General features: G+C 68.3%; 12 protein-coding genes. 10 read left to right on the top strand and 2 right to left on the bottom strand.

What is annotated here, in order from left to right:
- The first annotated feature begins 5 nt into the window (after positions 1–5).
- Positions 6–2048 (top strand): glycosyltransferase, encoded by a 2043-nt coding sequence (locus ACO1BU_RS16135; RefSeq protein ID WP_424136991.1) that lies wholly within the window; start codon positions 6–8, stop codon positions 2046–2048.
- On the top strand, positions 2041–3114 hold the full coding sequence (locus tag ACO1BU_RS16140; protein ID WP_424136992.1) for a polysaccharide biosynthesis/export family protein: 1074 nt from the start codon (positions 2041–2043) through the stop codon (positions 3112–3114). Before ACO1BU_RS16135 ends, ACO1BU_RS16140 begins: the two co-directional genes overlap by 8 nt.
- Positions 3115–3343: 229 nt before the next feature.
- On the opposite strand, the gene ACO1BU_RS16145 is transcribed toward ACO1BU_RS16140, so the two are convergent.
- The gene (locus ACO1BU_RS16145) at positions 3344–3700 is read right to left on the bottom strand and encodes a hypothetical protein (RefSeq protein WP_424136993.1); all 357 of its coding nucleotides are present in this window, start codon (positions 3698–3700) and stop codon (positions 3344–3346) included.
- Positions 3701–4631: 931 nt separating this feature from the next.
- On the opposite strand from ACO1BU_RS16145, the gene ACO1BU_RS16150 reads away from it, so the two are divergent.
- From ACO1BU_RS16150 to ACO1BU_RS16180, 7 genes are all read left to right on the top strand, one after another.
- On the top strand, positions 4632–7352 hold the full coding sequence (locus ACO1BU_RS16150; RefSeq protein ID WP_424136994.1) for a tetratricopeptide repeat protein: 2721 nt from the start codon (positions 4632–4634) through the stop codon (positions 7350–7352).
- A gap of 10 nt (positions 7353–7362) precedes the next feature.
- On the top strand, positions 7363–9144 hold the full coding sequence (locus ACO1BU_RS16155; RefSeq protein WP_424136995.1) for an asparagine synthetase B family protein: 1782 nt from the start codon (positions 7363–7365) through the stop codon (positions 9142–9144).
- The gene (locus tag ACO1BU_RS16160) at positions 9144–11747 is read left to right on the top strand and encodes a glycosyltransferase (RefSeq protein WP_424136996.1); all 2604 of its coding nucleotides are present in this window, start codon (positions 9144–9146) and stop codon (positions 11745–11747) included. Before ACO1BU_RS16155 ends, ACO1BU_RS16160 begins: the two co-directional genes overlap by 1 nt.
- A complete protein-coding gene (locus ACO1BU_RS16165; RefSeq protein ID WP_424136997.1) occupies positions 11744–13093 on the top strand; it encodes a UDP-glucose dehydrogenase family protein in 1350 nt (449 codons plus the stop codon). The genes ACO1BU_RS16160 and ACO1BU_RS16165 overlap by 4 nt, the downstream gene beginning before the upstream one ends.
- Before the next feature lie 521 nt (positions 13094–13614).
- Entirely contained in the window at positions 13615–15894 is a 2280-nt protein-coding gene (locus ACO1BU_RS16170) for a type I secretion system permease/ATPase (RefSeq protein ID WP_424136998.1), read from the top strand.
- On the top strand, positions 15891–17252 hold the full coding sequence (locus ACO1BU_RS16175; protein WP_424136999.1) for an HlyD family type I secretion periplasmic adaptor subunit: 1362 nt from the start codon (positions 15891–15893) through the stop codon (positions 17250–17252). The genes ACO1BU_RS16170 and ACO1BU_RS16175 overlap by 4 nt, the downstream gene beginning before the upstream one ends.
- A complete protein-coding gene (locus ACO1BU_RS16180; protein WP_424137000.1) occupies positions 17242–18564 on the top strand; it encodes a polysaccharide lyase domain-containing protein in 1323 nt (440 codons plus the stop codon). Before ACO1BU_RS16175 ends, ACO1BU_RS16180 begins: the two co-directional genes overlap by 11 nt.
- A gap of 57 nt (positions 18565–18621) precedes the next feature.
- Here ACO1BU_RS16180 and ACO1BU_RS16185 read toward each other — a convergent pair whose 3' ends face one another.
- The gene (locus tag ACO1BU_RS16185) at positions 18622–22056 is read right to left on the bottom strand and encodes a DEAD/DEAH box helicase (protein WP_424137001.1); all 3435 of its coding nucleotides are present in this window, start codon (positions 22054–22056) and stop codon (positions 18622–18624) included.
- A 37-nt stretch (positions 22057–22093) separates the two neighbouring features.
- Here ACO1BU_RS16185 and ACO1BU_RS16190 point away from each other — a divergent pair, with 37 nt between their 5' ends.
- Positions 22094–23506: a glycoside hydrolase 5 family protein gene (locus tag ACO1BU_RS16190; protein ID WP_424137002.1), complete on the top strand. Its 1413-nt coding sequence runs from the start codon at positions 22094–22096 to the stop codon at positions 23504–23506.
- Positions 23507–23538: the final 32 nt, after the last annotated feature.

Raw genomic sequence — 23538 nt, forward strand, 5'->3', positions numbered from 1 at the left:
AGCCCGTGCCGCTCGACGTCTCCCTGCTTCCTGCTTCCCTGGCCGGGGATGCGGATCCGGTGACCCTGGCCGTTTCGGAAGGTGCGCTGGCCGGCGGCATCGCCGGCACGCCGCCGGACCGGTCCGTGCTGAAAGAGGCAGAGGCACTCTGCGCCGCCCATCTTGAGGCTGGAACGCCGGCGATTGGCCTCCACCGGCTGCTGGAACTGGTGCGATGCCATCCAGGCACCGAGCGGCTCCAGCTTCTTGCGGTCCGCCTGCTGGATCGCTGGTCCGGGCGGGAACATTCCATTCCGGCCTGGACCGCCCTGAGCGAGCGCTTTCCGTCCTGCCAGGAGGCTTTCCTGCTGGTGCTGCGTTGGACGTTGCGCATGCGGGGGAGGAAGGCGGCGCGGAACCTCATCGCGGTGCGCTTCCCCCGGCCACCCGCCAGCCCGGACGAGATCCTGCTGCGCGCCCGTGCCTGGGACGAGCTAGGCGCGACGGCCGAGGCCTCGGCGGATTTCGCGCGGCTCTCCCGCCGGGATCCCGCGAACCCGGCGGTGCCGCTGATGCGGGCTCGTATGCTGGAGCGCCGTGGCCACCAGCATGCAGCGCGCCGTGTCCTGGCCGCCGCGCTGCGGCGGGGCGGCCCCGAGGAGCGGCTCGCTCCCGAGATTGCGCGGCTGAATGCGGATATCCAGGCGCTGGCAGGCGTGCCGCGTGCCCGGCCCGGCGCGCCTGCCGATACAGGCAGCCGGGTTCTTGCCTATCTGCTCGAGGAAGCGATCCGGCGGCGCGGCGCGCCGGAGCGCCGCGCTGTTGCGCTCGGGCGTGTCGTGATGGTCAACGGCTCACTCGGGGCAGGGGGCGCGGAGCGCCAGCTCGCCAATACGGCTGTTGGGCTGCAACGCGCCCGTCTGGCCGGACAGGCCATTGCGGGACATCCGGTCGAGGGGCCGATCGAGGTGATCTGCCGGTCGCTCGATGATCGCCCTGGTGCGGATTTTTTCCTGCCGGTCCTGCGGGAGCACGGGGTGTCCGTGGGCTGCTATGATCGCTTCCCGGACTTCGGTGGCGATCCGGCCGGATCGCTTTTGGCGGAATGGCGGCACCTGCTGCGCTTTCTTCCGCCCCGCGTGGCCGAGGGCACCGCACGCCTGACCGATGTGTTCCGTGCGCGGGCGCCGGCGGTGGTCCATCTCTGGCAGGACGGTACGATCCTGGCCGGCGCACTTGCGGCGCTGCTGGCCGGCGTGCCGCGCATCGTGGTGTCGGTGCGCAGCGCCCCGCCGCCGGACCGCCCCGAGCGCGACCGTCCGGAATATGCGGCGCTCTATCCTCTGCTGATGCGTGCCCCTGGCGTGACGATGACGGCAAATTCGCATTTCTCTGCCATGCGCTATGCCGAATGGATCGGTCTGGCGCCTGACCGCGTCGTGGTGGTGCCGAACGGGTTGTCCATGCCGGCGGCCGAGCCTTCGGGGGGCAGCCGGGAACTGCTGGACGCTTTCACGGCCCGGGCCGGGCGAGGCTTCACCGTGGGAGGCGTCCTGCGAATGGACGAAAACAAGCGACCCTATGCCTGGCTTGATTGCGCCGCCCGGGTGCTCGCGCGCCGGCCCGATGCGCGCTTCATTCTCGTGGGCGATGGTGAATTACGGGATGCGGCGGAGGCGCATGCGCGGGCGCTGGGGATCGCTGGCCGCGTGCTGTTCACGGGCCGCCGCCCGGATGTGGGCTTTTGGCTGCGCCAATTCGATGCTCTGCTGCTGCTGTCACGATGGGAGGGATTGCCAAACGTGCTGATCGAGGCACAGGGCGCAGGCGTGCCGGTGGTAACCACCCCGGCCGGCGGCGCCGCGGAGACATTGCTGCACGGCGAAACCGGCTGGGTTCTCGGCAGTGCCGCCAAACCGGATCTAGATGAGGCGGCCTCACGACTGGTTGCGCTGGCCGCCGGCGGCGCCTGTCCGGTAGATTCTGCAGCACGCGCACGGCGATTCGTCGCGAATCGATTCTCGCTCGCCCGCATGGTCGAGCAAACCATGGAGACCTACGTTGCTTGAGACCTCCCCCCGGGTTGCGATGCTCGCGGCCCTGCTGCTGACGGTCGGGGGCTGCGCTTGGACGCCTCGATCCGGTCCCACCGCCTCAGCCATCCTGTCGCCCGATGCGGAGCAGGCCTCTTATGACCTGGTTGAGCTGACTCCGGCTACGGCCGCGCCCTATCTGCTCCGCCGGACATCGACGACATCGTCGATCGCCCCTGTGCGGGCCACTGGCGGATTCGCGATCAGCCCGGGCGACACGCTGCGGATCGTCGTGTTCGAGCGTAGCGACGGCGGCACCTTCGCCTCCACGGCGACGGGCGGCACCGTGTTCCAGGCGGTGCGGGTGGATGATCGCGGCACGGTTTCCCTTCCCTATGCCGGGCGCGTGCGCGTCGCGGGCGGGGATCTGGATCGCGCGGCGGAGGCGATCCGCGGCGCGCTGGCCGGGCGGACGGTGGATCCGCAGGTCCATGTCGAGCTGGTCTCCACGCCGAACCAGTCCGTCCTGGTGACCGGCGAGGTCAAGACGCCCGGGCGCGTCACCACGGCGGAGGGACCGCTCAGCGTGGTGGACGCCATCGCGCGGTCCGGCGGCCCGACCGCGCCGGCGCGTTCCGCCGATGTGCTGCTGACCACGGGCGGCACCGTGCGGCGCATTCCCTATTCCCAGCTGCTGACGCAGTCCCCGATCTACCTGTCCCGCGGGGACACGGTGGTCGTGGAGACCAACATGAAGCGCTTCACGGCGGCGGGCGCCGTGGCCAAGCCTGGCCTGATCGACATGGTCTCCCCGCAGACTACCCTGCTGGAGGGCATGAGCCTGGCGGGCGGCTTGGATGACCGCTCGGCCAGCCCGCGCAATGTCTTCCTGTTCCGGCTGCGCGAGGCGCCGGACGGGACGTTGCGCCCGCTCGTTCTGCACCTGGATTTCTCCAAGGCGGAGTCGGTTTTCGTGGCACAGCGGGTCGCGTTGCTGCCGGATGACGCCATCTACGTCACGAACGCGCCCATCCCGGAGGTCGGCAAGTTCGTCGCGCCGCTGATCCAGTCGCTGGCCATCAGCCGGCTCGTCACCGGCTGAGGCACGAGGCTATGGCGGGGAGAGTGGCTCCCCGCCATAGCCGAACGGTCTAGCCTTTTGTCATGAGGCGGGAAGGGCGGGTTCGCGCCTTCCCGCTTTTTTTGTGCGGTTGCCCGTACCGCCACTTCGGTCACGGGCGGCGTCTGGTCGGCAGCATAAAGGGCAATTGGACGCAGCAGACCAGGCCGGCCTCCTTGTCTAAGGGCCGGATGCGTTCGAAGCCGTGGGTTCAGCTCGCGCTGGCGGCTGCCCGGAAGAAGGCTGCGTCTTCCCGAAGCGTCGACATCACCATCTCCACAGCCGTATCGGTCAGGGTGATGCAGACCCGACGCCGGTCGGTGCCATGAAAATAACGGCGAACCAGGTTGGCGCTCTCCATCGCCGCAAGCTTGCGGAGCGCCGTACTCTGCGGCGCGCCGGAGGAGATACAGACTGAGGACACGGAAACGTGACCTCCCTCGGCCCGGACGGCTGCGAGGTCCAGCAACATGTCCCAGGCCGGCCAGTCGTGGAACTGGCCGAAGGGCTGCCGCCGCCGGCGTGCGCGGAGCTGTAGTAGGGCCTTCAGCTCGGAGGCCGATTCCACGGTGGTTGAAGCCGCTGGCGAAGGCGCCTCTTTGGCCGGGTTAGTACCAAGCTCCGCCTGCATGATGGCGCCGGGCGCCTCGAAGGAAGCGAGGAGGCGGGTGAAGGTAGCCCTTAGCTCCTCGAGGAGCGCTGTCGATTCCGAGCCATGCTCGCCAGAGCCCTGCAGCGGATCGGAGGGCCCGGAAGTGTGGGGCCGGTCAGCGGGCGATGGTTTGAGGCTTCGGGTCACAGTCGCTTCACCTTTACCGTCCGTCGTACCCATTAAATCGCGTCACCATCTTTTCTGCGATATGCTTTGTGGCTGGATTTTCCTGCAATCGTGTTCAAATCCGTGCCAATTGGGTGCGCTGGTTCGACAACCTAAGATTGAATTTCTTGCATCCGGCTTCCCGCCGTTCCGGATTATTTCCGTAAGGCACTGGCATAACATTCCGACTTTCTGCCGCTTTTCCTGGTTATAACCTTTATGTGAAGAATTTTCTGGCGGAGTTGAGGATGCGGGGCAGCCTGGATCCTCACGATCGGCCTTTGGATCCTGTGCAGCACCTGATCTGCATCATGTCCAAGGTGGTTTGTGCCAGATTGGTGCAACGATTTGCCGCGGGCTAGGCCAGGTCGCCAGCGCCGGACCCGCCCCATGACCGCCGATGCGGACATGCGCCGGCTTCTACTTGTTCGGGTGTGGTTCTGGGCTTTCGGCGAGTGGCCCGTGCCTTCCTTGCACCTGCCCTGGATCCGGGTCAGGGCCGGCCAGCCGCTCGCAACGCATAAGTTGCATTGGCGCTGCACAAGAATTCCGACCCATTGCTGGCAACATGAATACCGAACCGGTTTCAGTTCCGCTGTGCCTCCCAGCGGTGGCGCTCTAGGTAAACGTCATGTCCGCGGCAGGCTAGATGCCGTGATGTTCGCGATGAAGGAGGATCTCCTTGTCCATCGATGTCAGCACCACCCCGCCTGCCATCACTGATCGGCACGTCGAGACGGGTTCACGGGTATTGTCCGTTACGACCCTCGGCACCTGCCGCCTCGCCGAGCCAATGGCCGCGGCTGCGAAGCTGCATCCGATGGTTCGGAATCTCACCAACTGGTACGGCTTCGTGCACACCACGAAGGAAATCCTCCAGATGCTCGACGTCTTCGAGGGACGTGAGCTGCCGGAGCACCTCCGCCGGTTCATCTGCTCCTCGGAGTACAGGGCCTTTCAGCCGCGCGAGGGTGCGGCCGAGAACCTCTATTTTGTAGAGGTCTCCTCCCAGAAGGAGATCCACTACCGGGAGTGGCTGCTGCAGATCAACTGCTTCTCTGACGTGTTCGAGAAGCGGCGTGAGCTGTTCACCACCTTCTTCAAGTTCAAGTACGCCCATGAGCGCGACAAGCGCGCCGAAGCGCTGGAGCAGCTGCCCAGCTTCGCTGGCGTCGACCCGGTGGAGCGCAGCATCCTCCTCGAGGGCTACATGCACGTCATGACGCGCGATGAGCTCAAGCAGGATCTGCAGACCATTGCCGACCGCATTCCCGGCCCGACGGTGTTCGTCACTCACATTGACGTGACCGACAACAATGGCAAGGTCATCGAGACCCGCTCGCGGCTCTGCAACTGGATGCGCGAGATTTGCGCCGAACAGGGTTACACGCTGTTCGATCCCACCCCGCAGGTGCTGGCCTATGACCGCGTCCGGGCCCTGGCCGAGGAAGGTCGCGACAACAACCACTACACGACCGAGTTCAAGTCTGTTCTCGGCAGCCTGCTCTTCGAGACCTATGGCCAGCCGCTGCTCGAGGCCATGAGCACGCCGGGTATCGGCGCCGCCCTGGAAATGCCGGCGGCTGCCCCCGCCCTGGTCGCGCCGGCCAAGCCGGCTCCGGTTGCCGAGGCCCCGGTCGCCCTGGCCCCTGCCGCACCGGTTCAGGAGGCTGCGCCGCCAGCGCCGCAGTCCGAGCCCGCGCCGGAGGAGCTCCGCCCGCTGCTGACCGAGGCCCGCGCCCGTATCGGCCGTGGCGAGATGGACGAGGCGGAGGTGATGCTCCGCGGCGCCGCGATCGATCACCCCGGCGTTGCCGAGATCTACGCGCTGCTCGCGAATGTTGCTTATCACCGCGGCGATAGCACCGGCGCCCTTGCCGATCTGCGGCATGCGCTGCGGATCGATCCCTCGCTGATCGAGCCGAAGGTGATGCTCGTCCGCATCGCGCAGCGCCTGAACCGGCTCGAGGAGGCCTGCGCCCAGGCGCTGGAACTCGTGACGGTCGCGAGGAATGACTACAAGGCCCTGACGGTCGCGGCCAAGGCGCTGGTGAAGGCCAAGCGCTTCCATGAGGCAAGCCCGGTGTGGCGCCGCGTTGCGGAGCTGCGCCAGGACGACGCTGCTCCGCTTGCCGAGGCAGCCCGCTGCGAGCTGAAGAGCCGCAGCTACGACGAGGCGGTCAAGACTGCCGAGGCCGCGCTGCTGCGCGACCCCGAGGATGCCGCCGCGCTCCACATCCAGGTGGAGGCGCTGCAGCGCATGAAGCGGATGAAGGAGATGGCGGCCGTCGTGCTGCGCATCGCCGTCATCGATCCCGTGGCGGCCATGGCAACGGTGCCTGCGCTGATCGCGGCTTCGCACCACGAGGATGCCGCCGCCGTCATCGCCGCCGTGCGTGCACAGGGGCACGCCGCGGCGGAGGATCCGGTGCTGCAGGCGGGTCTGGTCCGCTCGCTCATCAAGCGCGCCCGGCTCGCCGTAGAGCGCCACGACGACGGGGCTGCTGCGTCTGCCTGGATGGCCGTACTGCTGGTTGATCCGACCAACAAGAACGCCAATTCCGGCATGCGCAAGCTGGTCGCGCCGCTGGTGACGGAGCTGCGCAAGAGCCTGGCCGAGGGCGATGTCGCCTCCGCGATGGCGACCTGCCGTCGTGGCCTGTCCTGGGATCCGGCCAATGGCCGCCTGCTCAAGGAGTACGCCACACTCCTGGAGCGTGAGGAAAACTGGGCGGATGCGGCGAAGGCCTGGGAAGGCGTTGCCGAGGCCAATGGCCTGGAGACGAAGACCCTGATGCGGGCCGCAAAGGCCGCGTCCCGCGCCGGCCGGCCGGACGAGGCGCTGCGGATCTACAGCCGCCTCGAGCCCGCCGTCCTGGCGGAACTGTCGAGCGCGGTGCACTCGCTCACGCGCAAGCTGGTGAAGGTGATGCGCACCGACTTCGCCGAGGGGCGGCTTGATGATGCCGTGGTCAAGGCGCGGCATGTGCAGATGGTGGACCCGGAAGGCGAGGCTGCGCCGCGCCTGCTCCGCAAGGCGCTGGCCACCTATCGCCGCCAGCTCAAGGAGGCGGTGGCCGCGGGTGACCTGCATCTGCAGGAGGATCTCGCCCGCCGCGTCCTGGCCATCGATCCGCAGCGGCCTGATGCGCTGAAGGTTCTGGTGAAGCTGTACCGTGGTGCCCGCCGCTGGCGCGAGGCCATCGAGGTCCTGCAGCAGCTCGTGCGGCTTGAGCCGGATATGCCGATCCACTGGCGTCGCCTGGCGAGCGCCTGCCGCTCTGCGCGCAACTACGACATCGGTGTCACCGCCGCGCTGCGCGCGGTGGAGCTGGAGCCGAACAATGCGCAGAGCCTGGAGTTCCTTAGCGACATCCTGAACCGCCAGGCTCTGGCGGCCTGAGGATCACGCGATGGGCTTCCTCGCAGGATGGGTGGCTGCCAGCCAGCCAGCGTCGCCGGAGGTGCGGGCCGCCGCCTTCCGGGTCCGGCGCCGGCTCCTTCATCGGGCCCCCGGAATGTCGGCCGAGGCCGGCATTCCGGCGGTTCTGACGCAGGGGCAGGGCGGGGCGGTGCTGTTGGGCAGCGACTTCGCCCCAGTACCGGAGGCCCGGAGCGAGGAAGAGAGACTGACGCTTCTGTTCGACGGGCGCCTGGATAACCACGGCGCGCTCGCGGCCGACCTGCGTGCTGCCGGCCAGGCGCCGCACGGCGACGGAGATGCCGCGCTGGTACTGGCTGGCTGGCAGGCCTGGGGCACGGGGCTGCTTCCCCGGCTGCGGGGGGCATTCGCCCTGGTGGTGCATGATGCCGCAGCCGGAACTCTGACCTGCGCGCGGGACCGCTTCGGGCAGCAGCCCTTCTTCTGGTCCCAAGCCGGCGGAAACTTCGTCTTTGCCTCGGAAATCCAGGCCCTGCTGGCCTGGCCGGGGCAGGGGCGCCAGGCGGATCTCGAGGTTGTCTCCCATATCCTTTCCTTCGGGCATTCGCCGGTCGATCGCACACCGCTGCGGGGCGTGAACCGGCTTGCCCCGGGCCATGTGCTGACCCTGCGCGTGGATGGCCGGGTCGAACTGGCGGCCTGGTGGCAGCTTCCTGAAGTTTCGCCTGAGCTTTCGAATGATGCGGCTGGCACGGATGCGCTGGCCGCCGAGTACCGCCGCCGCCTACGCAGCGCCGTGGCGCGCGCCTGCGGTGGCGATGGGGCGGCGGCGGTGATCGGACACGGCCACGCCGCCGCCCTTGTCGATGCGGGTGGACGGCCGCCGCGGCCTGTGCCTGCCCTGGACGAGGCTGGAGCTTCTTCGGGCCTGCCGGATCTCCTGTCCCGCTTGCAACTGCATGCGGGGGAACCATTGCTGGCTCCTCCGGCGATGCTTCTGCCGATGGCTGCGGGTCTCGCGGCCGGGCGTCGGCTGCTCTCGGATCTCGGGGCCGATGCGATCCTGCTGGACAGCCCACGCTATGTGGAGTTCGGACATGAGATCACCCGGATGCGTTCCGACGGCCGCCCGCCGGCCTGGTGGGCCCCGGCCTTCCATGAGGTGCCGCCCTTCGCGCGGGATCTGTTCCATCGCACGACCGGCGTCCTGACAGAGGCGGAGCGCATGGACCTGAGCGGTCCGGCCCTGGCGCACACGCTGCTTTTCGCGATGCCGGATGCGCTGGGCACCAGCCTGGAGGATGCCGGCCCCGAGACTTGGCTGGACCGCGCCGCACGGATCGACCTGACCTATCGGATCCCGGGCCTGGAGCTGCCGCTGCTTGACGCCGCAGCCACCATAACGGGCGCCTCCGTCGCCTGTCCTTTCCTGGACGAGGAGGTGGCGGGCTGGTGCCTCACCCTGCCGCAGACGATGCGCCAGGGCGGGTTGGGCGGTCCCGTTGTCTGTCCGATCACGCCAGAGGGCGAGGAGGAGGATTGGCTCCTGCCGAACATCACCGCGCTGCGCCCCTGGATCGCCGATACCATGCTGGGTTCGGCGAGCGCCGGCCGCGGCCTGTTCCGCCGGCGCCGTGTCGAAATCCTGCTGGCTCCCCACGGCTCTCCCCGCGAGGCGCGGGAGCTCTGGGCGATGCTGTGCATCGAGAGCTGGTTCCAGTCCTTTGTGGACCGGATGCCGGCCGAGCCCCCTGTCCCGGTGGGTGCGCCGGTTCCCGAGGCCCGTGAATCCCTTCTGGTGGCGGTCGCCTGATGTCCGAAATTCTCTCCGTCCCCAAGCCCGCTTCTGTCCGTCCGGCGCAGCGCAGCCAGGTTCCGGACCTGACCGCCGTTCGCGCGGCGCAGCAGGGAAAGCGCCTGTTGCAGTCGGGGATGGCGCAGGAGGCCATCGGGCTGCTGCAGCCGCTGGTGGAATCCGACCGCGTCACGCCGGAACTGCGGACCCTGCTCGCCAAGGCCTATGAAAAGGCCGGCGACAGGCACCGCGCGCGCCTGATGTGGCTGGAGATTGCGCGGAGCGGTCAGGCCACTGACGGCCTGCATCACCTGCGGCTCGGCCGGAACGCTCTGCTGCGCCGAGACTTTGCCGAGGCGGAGCGGCAGCTCAAGGCCTATCTGGCCACTGCGCCGCAAGACCTGGCCGCAGCGGAGCACCTGCTGGAGGCACAGCTCTGCCTGGCCGGGCCGGGTGAACTGCGCGAGGTCTATGCCCGCTACCTCTCCCAGCGGCCGGAGACTTGTTACAGCCTGACCCTGCTGGCCACCGAACTGGTCCGCCGCCGCCCGAAGGCGGAGGCCATGGAGGTGCTCGACCGGGCGCGCGAGGCCTGGGACGGCTTGCTGCGGACAGCGTTGCGCATCGCCCAGGGCTACAAGGCGCTAGGCGAGGCGGAGACCGCCCTGGCGTTGCTGGACAGCGCGGCGGTGCGCTACCCCAACGACATCTCCCTGCTGCGTAACCGGTTCCGGGTCCAGCAGGCCCTCGGGGCGCCCAAGGCTACGTTGCTGGAGACCGCCGGGCGGCTGGTGCTGCTGGAGCCGGAACAGCCCGGGCACCACGCGCGCCTCGCCCGTCTCTACGCGAACTTCAAGGACTGGTCGGCCGCTTCGGCATCCTGGCAGAAGGCGCTCGATCTCGATCGGAACTGCGTCACCTACTGGCGCGGCCTGCTCATCTCCTATGCGCGGATGGAGCGCAACGCGGCGATCGAGGCCCTGCTGAAGGAGGCGCGGCAGTTCTTCCGCACCCGTGGTCCCGAGGGCATGGTGGACATGGCCGTGCTGGAGAATGTGGGCGGCTATAATGACCGGGCCGCATCCCTGGCGGCCGGCGCCCTGACCAATCCTCGCACCCGGGTGCGGGCGCGCGAGGCGGCCTCGGCCGCCCTGCTGGATGCCGGGCAGTATGTGCGGGCCTGGAGCTATCTTTCCGCTGGCCTGGATGACGGCACGGCGAATATCGAGACGCAGCGCATGGCTGCGCGCTGCTCGGCCGCGCTGCGCCTGCCTGCACCGACCGAGGGTGTGCCGCGCTTCCCCGACACGCTGTTCGAACGCGCGCTGCTGCACGCGCCGGAGCGCACGCTGATCGAGCCGGGGAACGGGGTGATGCTGGTCTCCTCCTCGCTCGGCGCCGGTGGTGCGGAGCGGCAGGTGGCGCTCTCCGCCGCGGGCATCGCGCGGATGCGGGCGGCGGCCGGGCGCGGGCCGACCTTCTTCGTCGGCCAGGACCTCTCCCCGGACCGTGGCCGTGCCGTCATGCTCCCGGTCGCCCAGACGCCGGAGTTGCAGATCGAGGATCTGGGCCCGATCGACGCACAGACGGTGTTCCGTTCCATCTCCGCAGCGGATCCCGGCGCGCGGGAGGCGCTGCGGCTCATCGCTGCGCTGCCGCCCAAGCTCTCCCGCGATGTGCTGAAGCTCTATGACTGCTTCCGCAGGCACCGCCCCGCCCTGGTGCATTTGTGGCAGGATGGCGTGATCTCCACGGGCTCGGTTGCAGCGGTGCTGGCCGGAGTGCCGCGAATTGTCGCCTCCATGCGCAATGTGGTAGCGCCGGAGTCTGATCGCCGCCGCTATCGATCCTATCTCGCGACGATGTACCGTTCCCTCGGGAAGCGCGACAACGTGCGCTTCACCGCGAATTCCGCGGCCGGCGCGACGGATTATGAGAAGTGGCTGGGCTTTGAGCCGGGCCGGATCGCCGTGCTCCGCAACGGCGTCGAGGTCGCGAATGTCCGCAAGCGCGGCTCGGAGGAGGCCCGCCGCGCGGCGCGGCAGGAGCTGGGCCTGGCAGATGACGAGCTGCTGATGGGCGGCACATTCCGCCTGGCGCCTGCCAAGCGGCCGCATCTCTGGCTCAGCGTCGCCGAGCAGGTGGCGGCGATGGTGCCGAAGTCACGCTTCGTGATCGTGGGCGATGGCGTGTTGCGGGCCGATCTGGAGCGCTGGATCGCGGAGCGCGGTCTCTCCGGGCGGATTACGCTGGCGGGCCGCAAGAGCCCGGTGGAGCCGTGGATCGGCGCCATGGATGTCATGTTGCTGGCCAGCGAAGTCGAGGGGCTGCCGAATGTGCTGCTGGAAGCGCAGTGCCTTGGCGTGCCCGTTGTAACCACTGATGCCGGCGGATCGCGCGAGGCGGTTCTGGACGGGATCACCGGGATCCTGGTCGAGAATGACGTGATCGAGAATCTCGCAGCCGCGGTGGCCCGTGTGCTGCGCGACCAAACGATGAGGGCCAGGACCCGGACAGGCGCTCCGGCTTTCATTGAGCAGCGCTTCGGCGTGCAGCGCATGCTGTCCGACACGCTGTCGCTTTACGACAAAGGCTTTCCGAAACAAGGGGACCTGGAATGAAGATTGCCATGATCGGGGCCGGATATGTCGGCCTCGTTTCGGGGGCGTGCCTGGCCGACTTCGGTCATGACGTCCGCTGCGTTGATACGGATGTGGTGAAGGTTGACGCCCTCAAGGCAGGGCGTATTCCGATCTACGAGCCGGGCCTGCAGGAGCTGGTGGCGAAGAGCGTGGCCGAGGACCGGCTGGCCTTCGATACGGATATCGACTGGGCCGTGGCCGGCGCCGACGCCGTGTTCATCGCCGTCGGCACCCCGTCCCGCCGCGGCGACGGCCATGCGGACCTGACCTATGTGTACCAGGCCGCCCGCCGCATTGCCCAGGCGATGACCGGCTACACCGTGGTCGTGACCAAGTCGACCGTACCGGTCGGCACCGGTGACGAGGTGGAGCGCATCATCCGCGAGGCCCGGCCGGACGCGAACTTCTCCGTTGCGTCCAACCCGGAGTTCCTGCGCGAGGGTTCGGCCATCGTGGACTTCAAGCGCCCGGACCGCATCGTGATCGGCACGAATGACGATGCCGCCCGCGAGGTGATGGCCGAGGTCTACCGCCCGCTCTACCTGAACCAGGCGCCGATCCTGTTCACGGACCGTCGTACCTCCGAGCTGACGAAATACGCGGCCAACGCCTTCCTGGCGACCAAGATCACCTTCATCAACGAGATCGCCGATCTCTGCGAGGCGGTGGGCGCGGATGTGCAGGACGTGTCCCGCGGCATCGGCCTGGACAACCGCATTGGGCCCAAGTTCCTCCATGCCGGCCCGGGCTTTGGCGGCTCCTGTTTCCCGAAGGACGTCTCCGCGCTCATCAAGACGGCGCAGGACCATGGCACGAACATGCGCATCGCCGAGACGGTTGCGACGGTGAATGATGTGCGCAAGCGCGCAATGGGGCGCAAGGTGGTGGCGGCCTGCGGTGGCGACATCCGTGGCAAGACGATCGCCTTGCTTGGCCTGACCTTCAAGCCGAACACGGACGACATGCGCGACGCGCCGTCGATCGCCATCACCACCGCCCTGCAGGATGCGGGCGCCTGGGTCCGCGCCTATGACCCGGTCGGCATGGAGCAGGCTGCCAGCGTTCTTCAGGATGTCGAGTATTGCAACGGCGCCTACGACGCGGCGCGCGGTGCCGACGCCCTGGTGATCGTGACGGAGTGGGACATCTTCCGCGCGCTCGACCTCGACAAGCTGCGCGAGGAAATGCGGACGCCGATTATGGTGGATCTGCGCAATGTGTACCCGCCGAGCGAGGCGGAGGCGCATGGCTTCTCCTACACCGGCATCGGCAAGCGGGCGAATGCACCGACGCTGACCGCGCCCAGCAGCTTCGCCACCGCCTGAGAGCGTGGATCGACCTTCGCCCAAGGGTGACTCTGCGGAGCATTCTTGGGCAAGGGGCGTCGCGCCGACGCCGTGATATCAGATGACGGCGCCGGGACAATCGAGGGCGCCGTCCAAGGACCTCAAGACTGGCAACATCATGAATCACGGTCGGGGGGACCGTGATTCGTGGCGACCTTGGAATAAGGCTGTGCGGGCGAATGCGCTCCAGCCGGCAAGACGACCTGTTCACGTGTTTGAGAGAGCTCGCGAGCCAGAGCGACGGACCTTGCGCCTGCCGAGCGAGCCGTCGCTGCCTCGTCATGATCGCGTAAAGAGGCTCTCGACCCGACCGACGAGCAAGCTGCTCAAGGTGATACCGAATTGGCTCAGTCTGCTGTCACGGTGTCGGACGGAATGGTGGCATCCTTCGATAGCAAGACCAAGGTTCTTGCCACCGGTGTGGCCTGGCCGAGCCAAATTTTTTTACGTGTCGAGCATGGCAGCATGACCGACGCGCGGTAGCGTGGAGAGCGGATCATATGAGCGCCACTGCCCCAGGCCCGTCCCTCGATAGCGGGCTTGGCTGCCTTTGCATGGCACTCGAGCTGCTGGGCCGGGCAGCCGACCCCGCCCATCTCACCCATCGCTTCCGCGGCGCGTCGGCATTGGGGGCGGTGCAGCTTGTGCGGGCGGCCCGGGGCTCTGGGCTGAAAGCCGCGCTACGCACATCCTCGTGGGACCGGCTTGCCCGTACACCGCGCCCTGCCATCGCCGAACTGTCGGACGGCAACTTCCTGTTGATCGGCGCGGCGGACCAGGAGCGCATTGCGGTGCTCGACCCCGCGATGCGGGATGAGTCCGGGCGGCCGCAGACGCGCACCCTCGACCGTGCGGCTTTCGAGGCTGCCTGGACGGGCCGCCTCATCCTCCTCACCAGCCGGGCGCCGGCGACCGAGGGCGGGGATCGCTTCGGCCTGCGCTGGTTCCTGCCCGCCGTCCTGAAATACAAGGGTGCGATCCGGGACGTACTGGTCGCTTCCCTCGTCCTCCAGATTCTCGCCTTGCTGACGCCGATGGCGCTGCAGGTGGTGATCGACAAGGTGCTGGTGCACCAGGCCGTCTCCACCCTGGAGGTGATGGCGACCATCCTGCTGGTGATGGCGGTATTCGAGGCCCTGCTATCAGGCCTGCGGATCTATGTCCTCTCACACACCTCCAACCGGATCGACGTCGCGCTGGGGGCGCAGCTCTTCTCCCATCTCATGGCCCTGCCGCTGCAATGGTTCCAGGCTCGGCAGGTCGGTGCCGGTGTCGCCCGGGTGCGGGAGTTGGAGACGATCCGCGCCTTCCTGACCAGCAGCGCACTGACGGTCTTCGTGGACCTGCTCTTCACCGTCTGCTTCCTCGGCGTGATGCTGATGTACAGCCCGCTGCTGACGGCGATCGTGGCGGCCACCTTGCCACTGCACGCAGCGCTCTCGGTGTTGGTCACGCCGGTGCTGCAGGAGCGGTTGGCCGAGAAGTTCCGCCGCAATGCCGACAATCAGGCCTTCCTGACCGAAGCGGTGGGCGGCGTCGAGACGCTGAAGGCCATGGCGGTGGAGCCGCAGCTCCAGCGGCGCTGGGAGGAACAGCTGGCGGCCTATGTCACCGCTGCCTTCCGCGCCACCAGCCTCTCCAACACGGCCGGCCAGACCGTCCAGCTCATCAACCGCATCTCCACCGTCGCCCTGCTCTGGTTCGGCGCCAAGCTCGTCATGGGTGGGGAGCTCTCGGTGGGCGAGCTGGTGGCGGTGAACCTCCTGGCTTCCAATGTCTCTGGCCCGGTGTTGCGGCTGGCCCATATGTGGATCGACTTCCAGCAGGTCCGCCTCTCCGTGGAGCGGCTGGGCGACATCCTGGACGCTCCGCGTGAGCCCACCGCCGGCAGCCGCCCGCCCATGCCGGCGGTCCGTGGCGAGATCGCCTTCCGTGACGTCACCTTTCGCTACCGGCCGCAGGGTGCGCCCGTGCTGCGCGGCATCTCCTTCCAGGTCCCGGCCGGCCAGGTGCTGGGCATCGTCGGCTCCTCTGGCTCGGGCAAGAGCACGATCGCGAAGGCCATCCAGGCTCTTTACATGATGGAGCAGGGGCAGGTGCTGGTGGACGGGGTGGACGTTGCTCTCGTCGATCCGGCCAGCCTACGGCGGCAGATCGGCATCGTGCTGCAGGACAATGTGCTCTTCTCCGGTACGGTGCGGGAGAACATCGCTCTCTCCGATCCGACCATGAGCCTGGAGCGGGTGATGCATGCCGCCCGCATCGCTGGCGCGCATGACTTCATTACGGAGGCCCTGCCGGACGGCTATGATACCAAGGTGGGCGAGCGTGGCGCCTCCCTCTCCGGCGGCCAGCGGCAGCGCATCGCCCTGGCCCGCGCCCTGGCTGCGAATCCTCGCATCCTGATCCTCGACGAGGCGACCAGCGCGCTGGACGCGGAGTCCGAGCGGGTGATCCTCGACAACATGCGGCTCATCTCCGCCAACCGCACGGTGATCATCATCGCCCACCGCTTCTCCGCGGTGCGCATGGCGGACCGTATCATGGTGTTGGAGCGTGGCTCGATCGTGGAGGAGGGCAACCACGACAGTCTGCTGCAGAAGAACGGCCGGTATGCCGCCCTGTTCCGGGAGCAGACGGGCCAACTCGGTGAAATCCGGCCCGTCGCGCCGGTGCCTCGCCCGCCCGCGCCCAGCGGCCCCGTCTATGGCAACCCGCTCTACAATCGGGTGACCGGCATTCCCATGCGAAGCAGCCCTGTCCCGGGGAACCGGCCATGATCCCCGCTCGCCTGCCCGCCGGGCGCATCTCCCTCGGGCGCTTCTCCCGCAATCGCGACGCGGATTTCCTGCCCGCGGTGATCGAGATCATCGAGAGCCCGCCCTCGCCGATCGGGCGGGGAATGCTCTGGTCCATCATCCTGCTGGTCGCCATCGCCGTCGCCTGGGCCTGGTTCGGCCGGGTGGATGTGATCGCCTCCGCGCGGGGCGTGGTGCTGCCCTCGGGCCGGGTCAAGCTCGTGCAGCCGCTTCAGCCCGGCACCGTCACGGCCATCCATGTGCGGGATGGGGCCACCGTCCGGGCCGGCGACCTGCTGGTGGAACTGGATCCGACGGCGGCGCAGGCGGATATAGCCGCCCATAGCCGCGCCGCGATGATCAGCGCGATCGAGGTCGCGCGGCTGCGCGCGCTGCTCGCGGCCCTCGGCTCCGACACGCCGTCCGACCCGAAATTCGTGCCGCCCGCCGATGCGGACCCGATCCTGGTGGCCGAGGCGCGCTCCTATCTTGATTACCAGCTCCGCGTGCTTCGGGCCCGCCTGTCAGGCCTGACAGAGCAGGCGGAGAAGGCGCGCGGCAGCCTTGCGGAAACGCAGGCAGAGGTCGCGCGGCTGGAACAGACCCTTCCGCTGGCGGGGCAGGTGAGCGAGGCCCGTGACCTGCTCGCTGGCCGTGGCCTCGGTTCCCGGCTGGAAGCGCTGCAGGAGCGGCAGCGCTATATCGGGCAGCGGCAGGAACTGGTGGCGGCGCGGGCCAGGGCCGACCAGGCCGCCAACCAGATCGCCGCCCTGACCGCGCAGCGCGCTGAGGCCCTGGCGGATGCGGGGCGGGAAGCCGGTGCCCAGCTCGCCCAGGCCCAGGCCCGTCTGGCAGCCGAGACGGAGGAACTCGCCAAGGCCCGCCAGCGCCTGCGTGAGACGCGCCTTTATGCCCCCTCGGACGGTGTGGTGGAGGGGCTGGCCGTGCACACGGTGGGCGGCGTGGTGACCGCCGCGCAGCAACTCATGTCCATCGTGCCGATGAATGAGGTGCTGGAGATCGAGGCGAAGCTGCCGGACCGCGACATCGCCTTTGTTGAGGTCGGGCAGCAGGCGGTCATCAAGCTCGATGCCTATCCCTTCACCCGCTACGGCACTCTTTCCGGTCGCGTTACGGGCGTGTCGCGCGACGCGGTGCGCGACGAGAAGCTGGGTCTTCTCTACAGCGTGCGCGTGATGCTGGACGGCGCGGCGCCCGGCCCTATGCCGCGTTCCGGCATGGGAGCCAATGTCGAGGTCTGGACCGGCCGCCGCCGTGTCGCCGAATACCTCCTCTCTCCCCTGGAACAGCGCTCGAAGGAGGCTTTCCGTGAACGCTGATCACCTGCGCGCGGCGCGTCCGGCCGCGGCTCTCCTGTTAGGCGCGCTGGCCCTTTGGCCGCGCCCCGGTGCCGCCGCGCCGGAACCCGCGGCCTTCCTCGCCCAGGCGCGGGCACGGGCCGCGGCCACCCCGGTGCCCGCTTCCGCCTGCGGCCCGGCCCAGGCTGGTCCCAACGGCCTGGTCACCGCCGATCCGCGCCCAAGCCGTGTGGAAGGCGACGCAAGTGGTGTCACGGGGGGCCTCAACCGGCCGCTCTACCTTGTCACCAGCACCGAGGATCCGGACACGGCGCGAACGCGGGGAACGCCCGGCACCCTGCGTGGCGCGGTCGAGGCCGCGCGCGCGACGGGTGGCTGGATTGCTTTCGACCCGCAGCTGAACGGGCAGACGCTGCGGCTTTCTGCCACGCTTCGCCTGCCCTCCGACATCACCATCGACGGCGGATGCGGCGGTGTCACCATCACCGCCGCGCCGCGCACCACCAGCTTCCTGGTGGCGAATGCGACCAACATCCTGATCCGTGGCCTGCGCTTCACCAAGGATCCCTATGTGGACACTGTCGACCGCGCCAATGACGCGATCGGCCTCACCGCGCATTTCGATCGCATCGCGATCCTGCACAATGCCTTCGAGCGCTGCGGCGATGGCTGCCTTGATATCGTGCCGAAGGATCCACGGAACGCCCAGGCCCGTGTCACCGTGGCCTTCAACCACTTCGCCAACCACAACAAGGTCATGCTGGTTGGCACGCTGACCTGTTACATCGACCGCGCGGCACCCGGCTGCGACGATCCGCTCGCCAACCTGTCCGGCCCGATGGCGCCCTTCCTGCGCCTGACGCTGCAGGCCAATGTCTTCGAAGCAACGGCGCAGCGGCAACCGAAGGTCGTGAGCAACGCCTTCGTGCATTCGGTGAACAACCTGATCGTGCTCGGGGCCACGCGCTATCCGAATGGCCGCGACAGCGCGGTTTATGCAGGGGCGGCGGCAACCGGGGGCATTCTGGCCGCGGAGGGCGACATCGTCGTCAATCCCACTGGCCGCCCGCGCGTCGGTGCCGGGCCTGTCTCCGCCTTGCGAGGCGGCGAGGAGGATGGGCGTGAGAGCGATGGTGCTGTTGCGCTGCGCGGTAATGTCGGCATCGGTCCGGTAACCATGCAGGAGCACCGGGCGGAGGTTGCACGCGCGCTGCGGCCGGATGCGGTGAACTTTGTGGACCCGGTGCCGGACCCCGTCAGGGTCGCCGCCTGTCTGCTGCGGGTTGCGGGGCCGGGCGGCGCGGCCATGCCTTGGCCGGGTGCCTGCCGCTAGTCTCCCTGATCGCGAAGGAAAAAGGCCGGGAAGAATCCCTTCTTCCCGGCCTTTTTCTCACGCCTCGGCTGGCGCCACCTGCCGCTGATTCTCGGCTGTCTGGCCTTTCCGTGCCTTATGCTGGCGCGAAAGGCGGGTGAGCAGTTCCGCCGCCCTGGCCAGCAGCCCATCCTCTCCCTGGCTTGGCTTCGGCAGCACGACCCGTTCGCCCCGCAGCTCAAGCGGCGCCTCGACGGCGGGTGGCGTGCCCCGGAAGGTTGCGGCGGCGGCACTGGGCCCGACCTCCAGCTTCGTGATCCCGAGCCTCCGGCAGCGGACCCGTAGCCTCGCCAGAGCGAAGAGGTTCTCTACCGGCTTCGGTGGTGCGCCGAAGCGGTCCGCCACCTCCTCCGCAAACTCGCCGAGTGCCACCGCATCGCCCCGGCGCAGGATGGCGGCCAGGCGTGCATGCAACTCGACGCGGACGGCCTCGTCCTCGACATAGTCCTTCGGGATTCCCGCCGAGATGCCGATCGCCAGCACCGGCATCCAGTCCTCCTGCACGGTTTCCCCGCGTGCGGCGTGCAGCGCGCGGTCCAGTAGGTGCTGGTACAGTTCCAGCCCGATCAGCTTCATATGCCCGGCCTGGCTTTCGCCCAGAAGGTCGCCCGCGCCGCGCAGGTCCATGTCCCGTGCGCTGATCGCGAAGCCCGCCCCCACCCGGTCGAAAGCCTCCAGCGCCTTCAGGCGCTTGAGCGTGAGCGGGGACGGGGGCTCGGCCGGGTCGGTCAGCAGGATGATCGTGCCGCGCACGCGTCCGCGTCCCACGCGGCCGCGAAGCTGGTGGAGTTGCCCCAGCCCGAAGCGGTCGGCGCGCCAGACCAGCATCGTATTCGCACGCGGCACGTCCAGCCCGGTCTCCACGATGTTGGTGGAGAGCAGCACGTCGCCCTCGCCCTCCGCGAAGCGGACGAGGGCGGTGTCCACCTCTTCCGCCGGCAATTCGCCATGCGCCTCGATGATCTCCAGATCCGGCAGCAGGGCTTCGATGCGCTTGCGCATCTCCGGCAGATCCTCGATGCGGGAGCAGACGACGAAGCTCTGGCCACCGCGGCGCTTCTCGCGCGCCAGGGATTGCTGCAGCACCGCATCGTCCAGCGGCACATGCACGGTGCGGATCGGCTGGCGGCGGCCCGGCGGCGTCGCGATGACGCTCAGATCCTCCAGCCCCACCAGTGCCGATTGCAGCGTGCGCGGGATGGGGGTGGCTGTCATGGCCATGACATGCACATCCTGGCCCAGCCGTCGGATCATGTCCTTCTGCCGCGTGCCGAAGCGCTGCTCCTCGTCGATCACCACCAGGCCCAGATCGGCGAATTTCACGCCTTTGCCCGCCAGCGCCTGGGTGCCGATGACGATCTGCACGCTGCCATCCGCCAACCCGGCCTTCACCTTCTTCGCCTCGGCCGCCGAGGTAAGGCGGGAGAGTTGCTCGATCCGGATGGACTTGCTGCCGATCTTGATGCCGGCGAAGCGGCGCCGGAAGGTCGTCAGGTGCTGCCGCACGAGCACGGTGGTCGGCGCCAGCACCGCCACCTGCTTGCCGGCCAGCGCTGCCACCGCCGCCGCCCGCAGCGCCACCTCTGTCTTGCCGAAGCCGACATCGCCGCAGACCAGCCGGTTCATGGGATGGCCGGAAGCCAGGTCGGCCAGCACGGCATCGATCGCCTCTGACTGATCCTCCGTCAGCACAAAGGGGAAGCGGGCCGCGAAGCGGTCATAGGCACCGCCGCGCGCCTTCAGCACGGGGGCGGTCTTCCGCTCCTCTTCCTGCGCCAGCTTTACAAGAGCCTGCGCCGTCTCGGCGACCTGTGCCTCAACCTCGGCCCGGCGCTTCGGCCAGGTATCGCTGCCCAGGCGATCCAGGGTCACGCCTTCCGCCTCGGCACCGTAGCGCCAGAGGCGGTCCATCTCGTCCAGCGGTACGAGCTGCGTGGCCCCGCCGGCATAGTCCAGCATCAGGCAGTCAAGCGACACCTCGCCGACACTCACCGCCTCCACCCCACGCAGGGCGCCCAGGCCGTGATCAAGATGGATCACCGCATCCCCGGGCTGGAGCCCTGTTTCAGCCATACCCAGGATCTGCTGCCGTTCGGGTCCCGGTTGGCGTGCGCGGGGCGGGCGTACGTCGTTCGGGGCGACCACGGCGGCGTCCTCGGTGAGGAAGCCCGCTTCCAGCAGCCCGTCCAGCACGCCGAAGCTGCCGGGCGGTGCCGCCCGCAACGCCGCCCAGCCGGCGAAGCGCTGCGGCTCAACTTCCAGCCTCTGTCGTACGAGCTTCACGAGGGCGCGGGTGCGTTGGCGCTCGCGGCCGGCCAGCGCGACGCGGCGGCCCGCCTCGATCTGCTCCTCCAGGAAGTCGAGGAAAGCCTCCTCCGGGTCGCGCTCGTTGATGAAGCGCGGCATGGCGCCTTCGGGCTCCTCCGGCGGCTCATCCAGCACGGTCACGGGATGGCCAAGGAGCGCTTCCGTCCAACCGGAGTCATCAAGATACAGCTTCGCGGGCTCCGTGGCCTGGCGCATCCCTTGCCCTGGAGGGGCCAGGGCGAACCGCGAGCGGAAGGCGTCCGTCACATCCGCCATGCGCTGGCGCCGAAGTTCCTCCACCTCCGGGTCCAGCACGACAGGCGCTTCAGGAAGCAGGCCGAACAGCGTCACCAGGGCCGGATGGTACTCGGCCAGAGCGTGCTCGATGCCCTGAGCATGGAATTCCTTGGAATCCTCGGGGAACACGACCTCCGAGGACGGGCCGAGGGCGATTTCCTCCGCCTCGTCCAGGCTGCGTTGTGTCAGGGGATCGTAAAGGCGAATCGCGATAATCCGCCCGTCCTCGTGCTCAATCCGGCAGGGCAGGGTGCCTTCGCCGGCAGGGTACAGATCCAGCACGCTCCCACGCAGTGCCGCCTCGCCCGGTTCATCTACGCGGTCGTCCAGGACGTAGCCGAGCCGCTCCAAGATGCGCCCCAGGTTTTCCGCATCCAGCGCCTCGCCGGTCCGGAATGCCAGATCGGTATAAGATTCTGGCGGTGGCAGGCGTTGCACGGCGGCATCGAGGCTGGCCAGCACGAGGCATGGTCTGCGGCCCCGCCCCGACAGGGCGCGCAGGGCGGCCATCCGCTGCCCCATGACCTGCCGGGACGGGGAGGTCCGGTCATAGGGCTGGCAGTCCCATCCCGGCAGATGGACCACGAGCAGTTCGGGCGCGAGGGCCCGGGCGGCCTGGGCCAACCGGGCTGCCCGCGCCTCGCTGCGTGCCACATGGATCGTCTCCCCCGTCTCCGTCGACGACTCCACAAGCCGGGCGGCCAGAAGGCCCTCCGGTTCCGCCGTGAACTCCGCCATCACGCCCCTCAACCAGTTCTCATCAACAAAACGCGGGATAGGGGGGAATGGCGGCACTTCCTGGGGCGGAACGCGGATGGGCGCCTTCCCGCCCAGGCGGGCTTGCGTCACCTTCGGGACCTTTGATGCTGAATTGAGATTCCTCGCATTGTCTGAGCTTTCCTGGATTGAGCGTGCTCCGGGCGCGCCCTATTTCGTGACGTCGTCCGGCGCGCCCTGGACACCGATCGGGCAGAATGACGCGATTACCTGGCCCGAACTGGCCGGACTGTTCCGTCGCCGCGATCTTCCGGCCGTGGAGCGCCACCTGGTCTACCTGCGTGACAGTGGCGTGACCTGCCTGCGGCTCATGCTCGAATACGCGCAGACCAATCACCGCTACTTCGAGCGCCCCGCCGGGCGTTTCGTCCCCGCCATGGTGCAACTTTGGGACGACCTGTTCGCGCTCTGCATCAAGGTCGGGCTCCGCGTCCTTCTTACGCCGCTCGACACCTTCTTCACCTGGGTCCGGTGGAAGAATCACCCCTACAATCAGGCGAATGGCGGCCCCTGTGCCGACCGGTCACAGCTCATGGTTTGCCCGGAGACGCGGAAGCTGGTGAAGGGCCGTCTGGCCTTCGCGACCGAGCGCTGGGGCAGCAGCGGCGTGATCTTCGCCTGGGATCTGTGGAACGAGATGCACCCGGCCCAGGGCGACAACCGGCCGGATGCCTTCACTGACTTCATCGATGATGTCAGCCCCTTCCTGCGGGATCTCGAAACCAGGCTGCATGGCCGCGCGCATCTGCAATGCGTCTCTGTTTTCGGCCCGGAGCTGATCTGGAAGCCTTGGATCGTGGAGCCGATCTTCCGCCATCCGCAACTCGACTTCGCGAACAGCCATTTCTACGAGGAAGGCACGATCGACGACCCGCGGGACACGCTGGCACCCGCCGTGAGCGCCGGGCGCCTGACTCGCGAAGCCCTGGCCGAGATCACGGATCTGCGCCCCTTCTTCGATTCCGAACACGGCCCGATCCACACCTTCAAGGACAAGCACCGCACCCTGCCGGAAGCATTCGACGACGAGTATTTCCGGCATATTCAATGGGCGCATCTCGCCTCGGGCGGCGCCGGGGGCGGCATGCGCTGGCCTAACCGCAGCCCGCATGTGCTGACGGCGGGAATGCGGCGGGCACAAAAGGCCATGGCGGATTTCCTTCCGCTGATGGACTGGAAGAACTTCCGCCGGCGAAACCTGAATGACGAAATCGTGGTGTGTGAGGGAAAGGTGCAGGCCTTCGGCTGCGGTGACGAGAGGCAGGCCCTTTTATGGCTCGTTCGGCGCTGCCTGCGGAAAACGGAAGCAGGCCTGCGCCAGGTGGACGGCGATGGCGAGATGGCGGTCACGCTTCGTGTTCCCGGCCTTCTGCCCGGGACCTATCAGGCGGTGTGCTGGGATACGCGTGCGGGCCAGGAGCGACAGCGCTTGCACGCCATGGCCGATGAGACGGGATTGAACCTGTCCCTGAACCTCGCCGGCCCCGACATCGCGATCGCCATTAACAAAAGGCAGGATTAAGGGGCGCGCCGTCCGGCCTTCGCCAGCGTTGC

The sequence above is a fragment of the Roseomonas chloroacetimidivorans genome (assembly GCF_049629625.1).
Classification (GTDB): domain Bacteria; phylum Pseudomonadota; class Alphaproteobacteria; order Acetobacterales; family Acetobacteraceae; genus Roseomonas; species Roseomonas chloroacetimidivorans.

Coding starts and splice junctions, on each gene's coding strand:
- ACO1BU_RS16155 (WP_424136995.1), top strand. CDS start 7,363: ATGGGCTTCCTCGCAGGATGGGTGGCTGCCAGCCAGCCAGCGTCGCCG.
- ACO1BU_RS16160 (WP_424136996.1), top strand. CDS start 9,144: ATGTCCGAAATTCTCTCCGTCCCCAAGCCCGCTTCTGTCCGTCCGGCG.
- ACO1BU_RS16165 (WP_424136997.1), top strand. CDS start 11,744: ATGAAGATTGCCATGATCGGGGCCGGATATGTCGGCCTCGTTTCGGGG.
- ACO1BU_RS16170 (WP_424136998.1), top strand. CDS start 13,615: ATGAGCGCCACTGCCCCAGGCCCGTCCCTCGATAGCGGGCTTGGCTGC.
- ACO1BU_RS16175 (WP_424136999.1), top strand. CDS start 15,891: ATGATCCCCGCTCGCCTGCCCGCCGGGCGCATCTCCCTCGGGCGCTTC.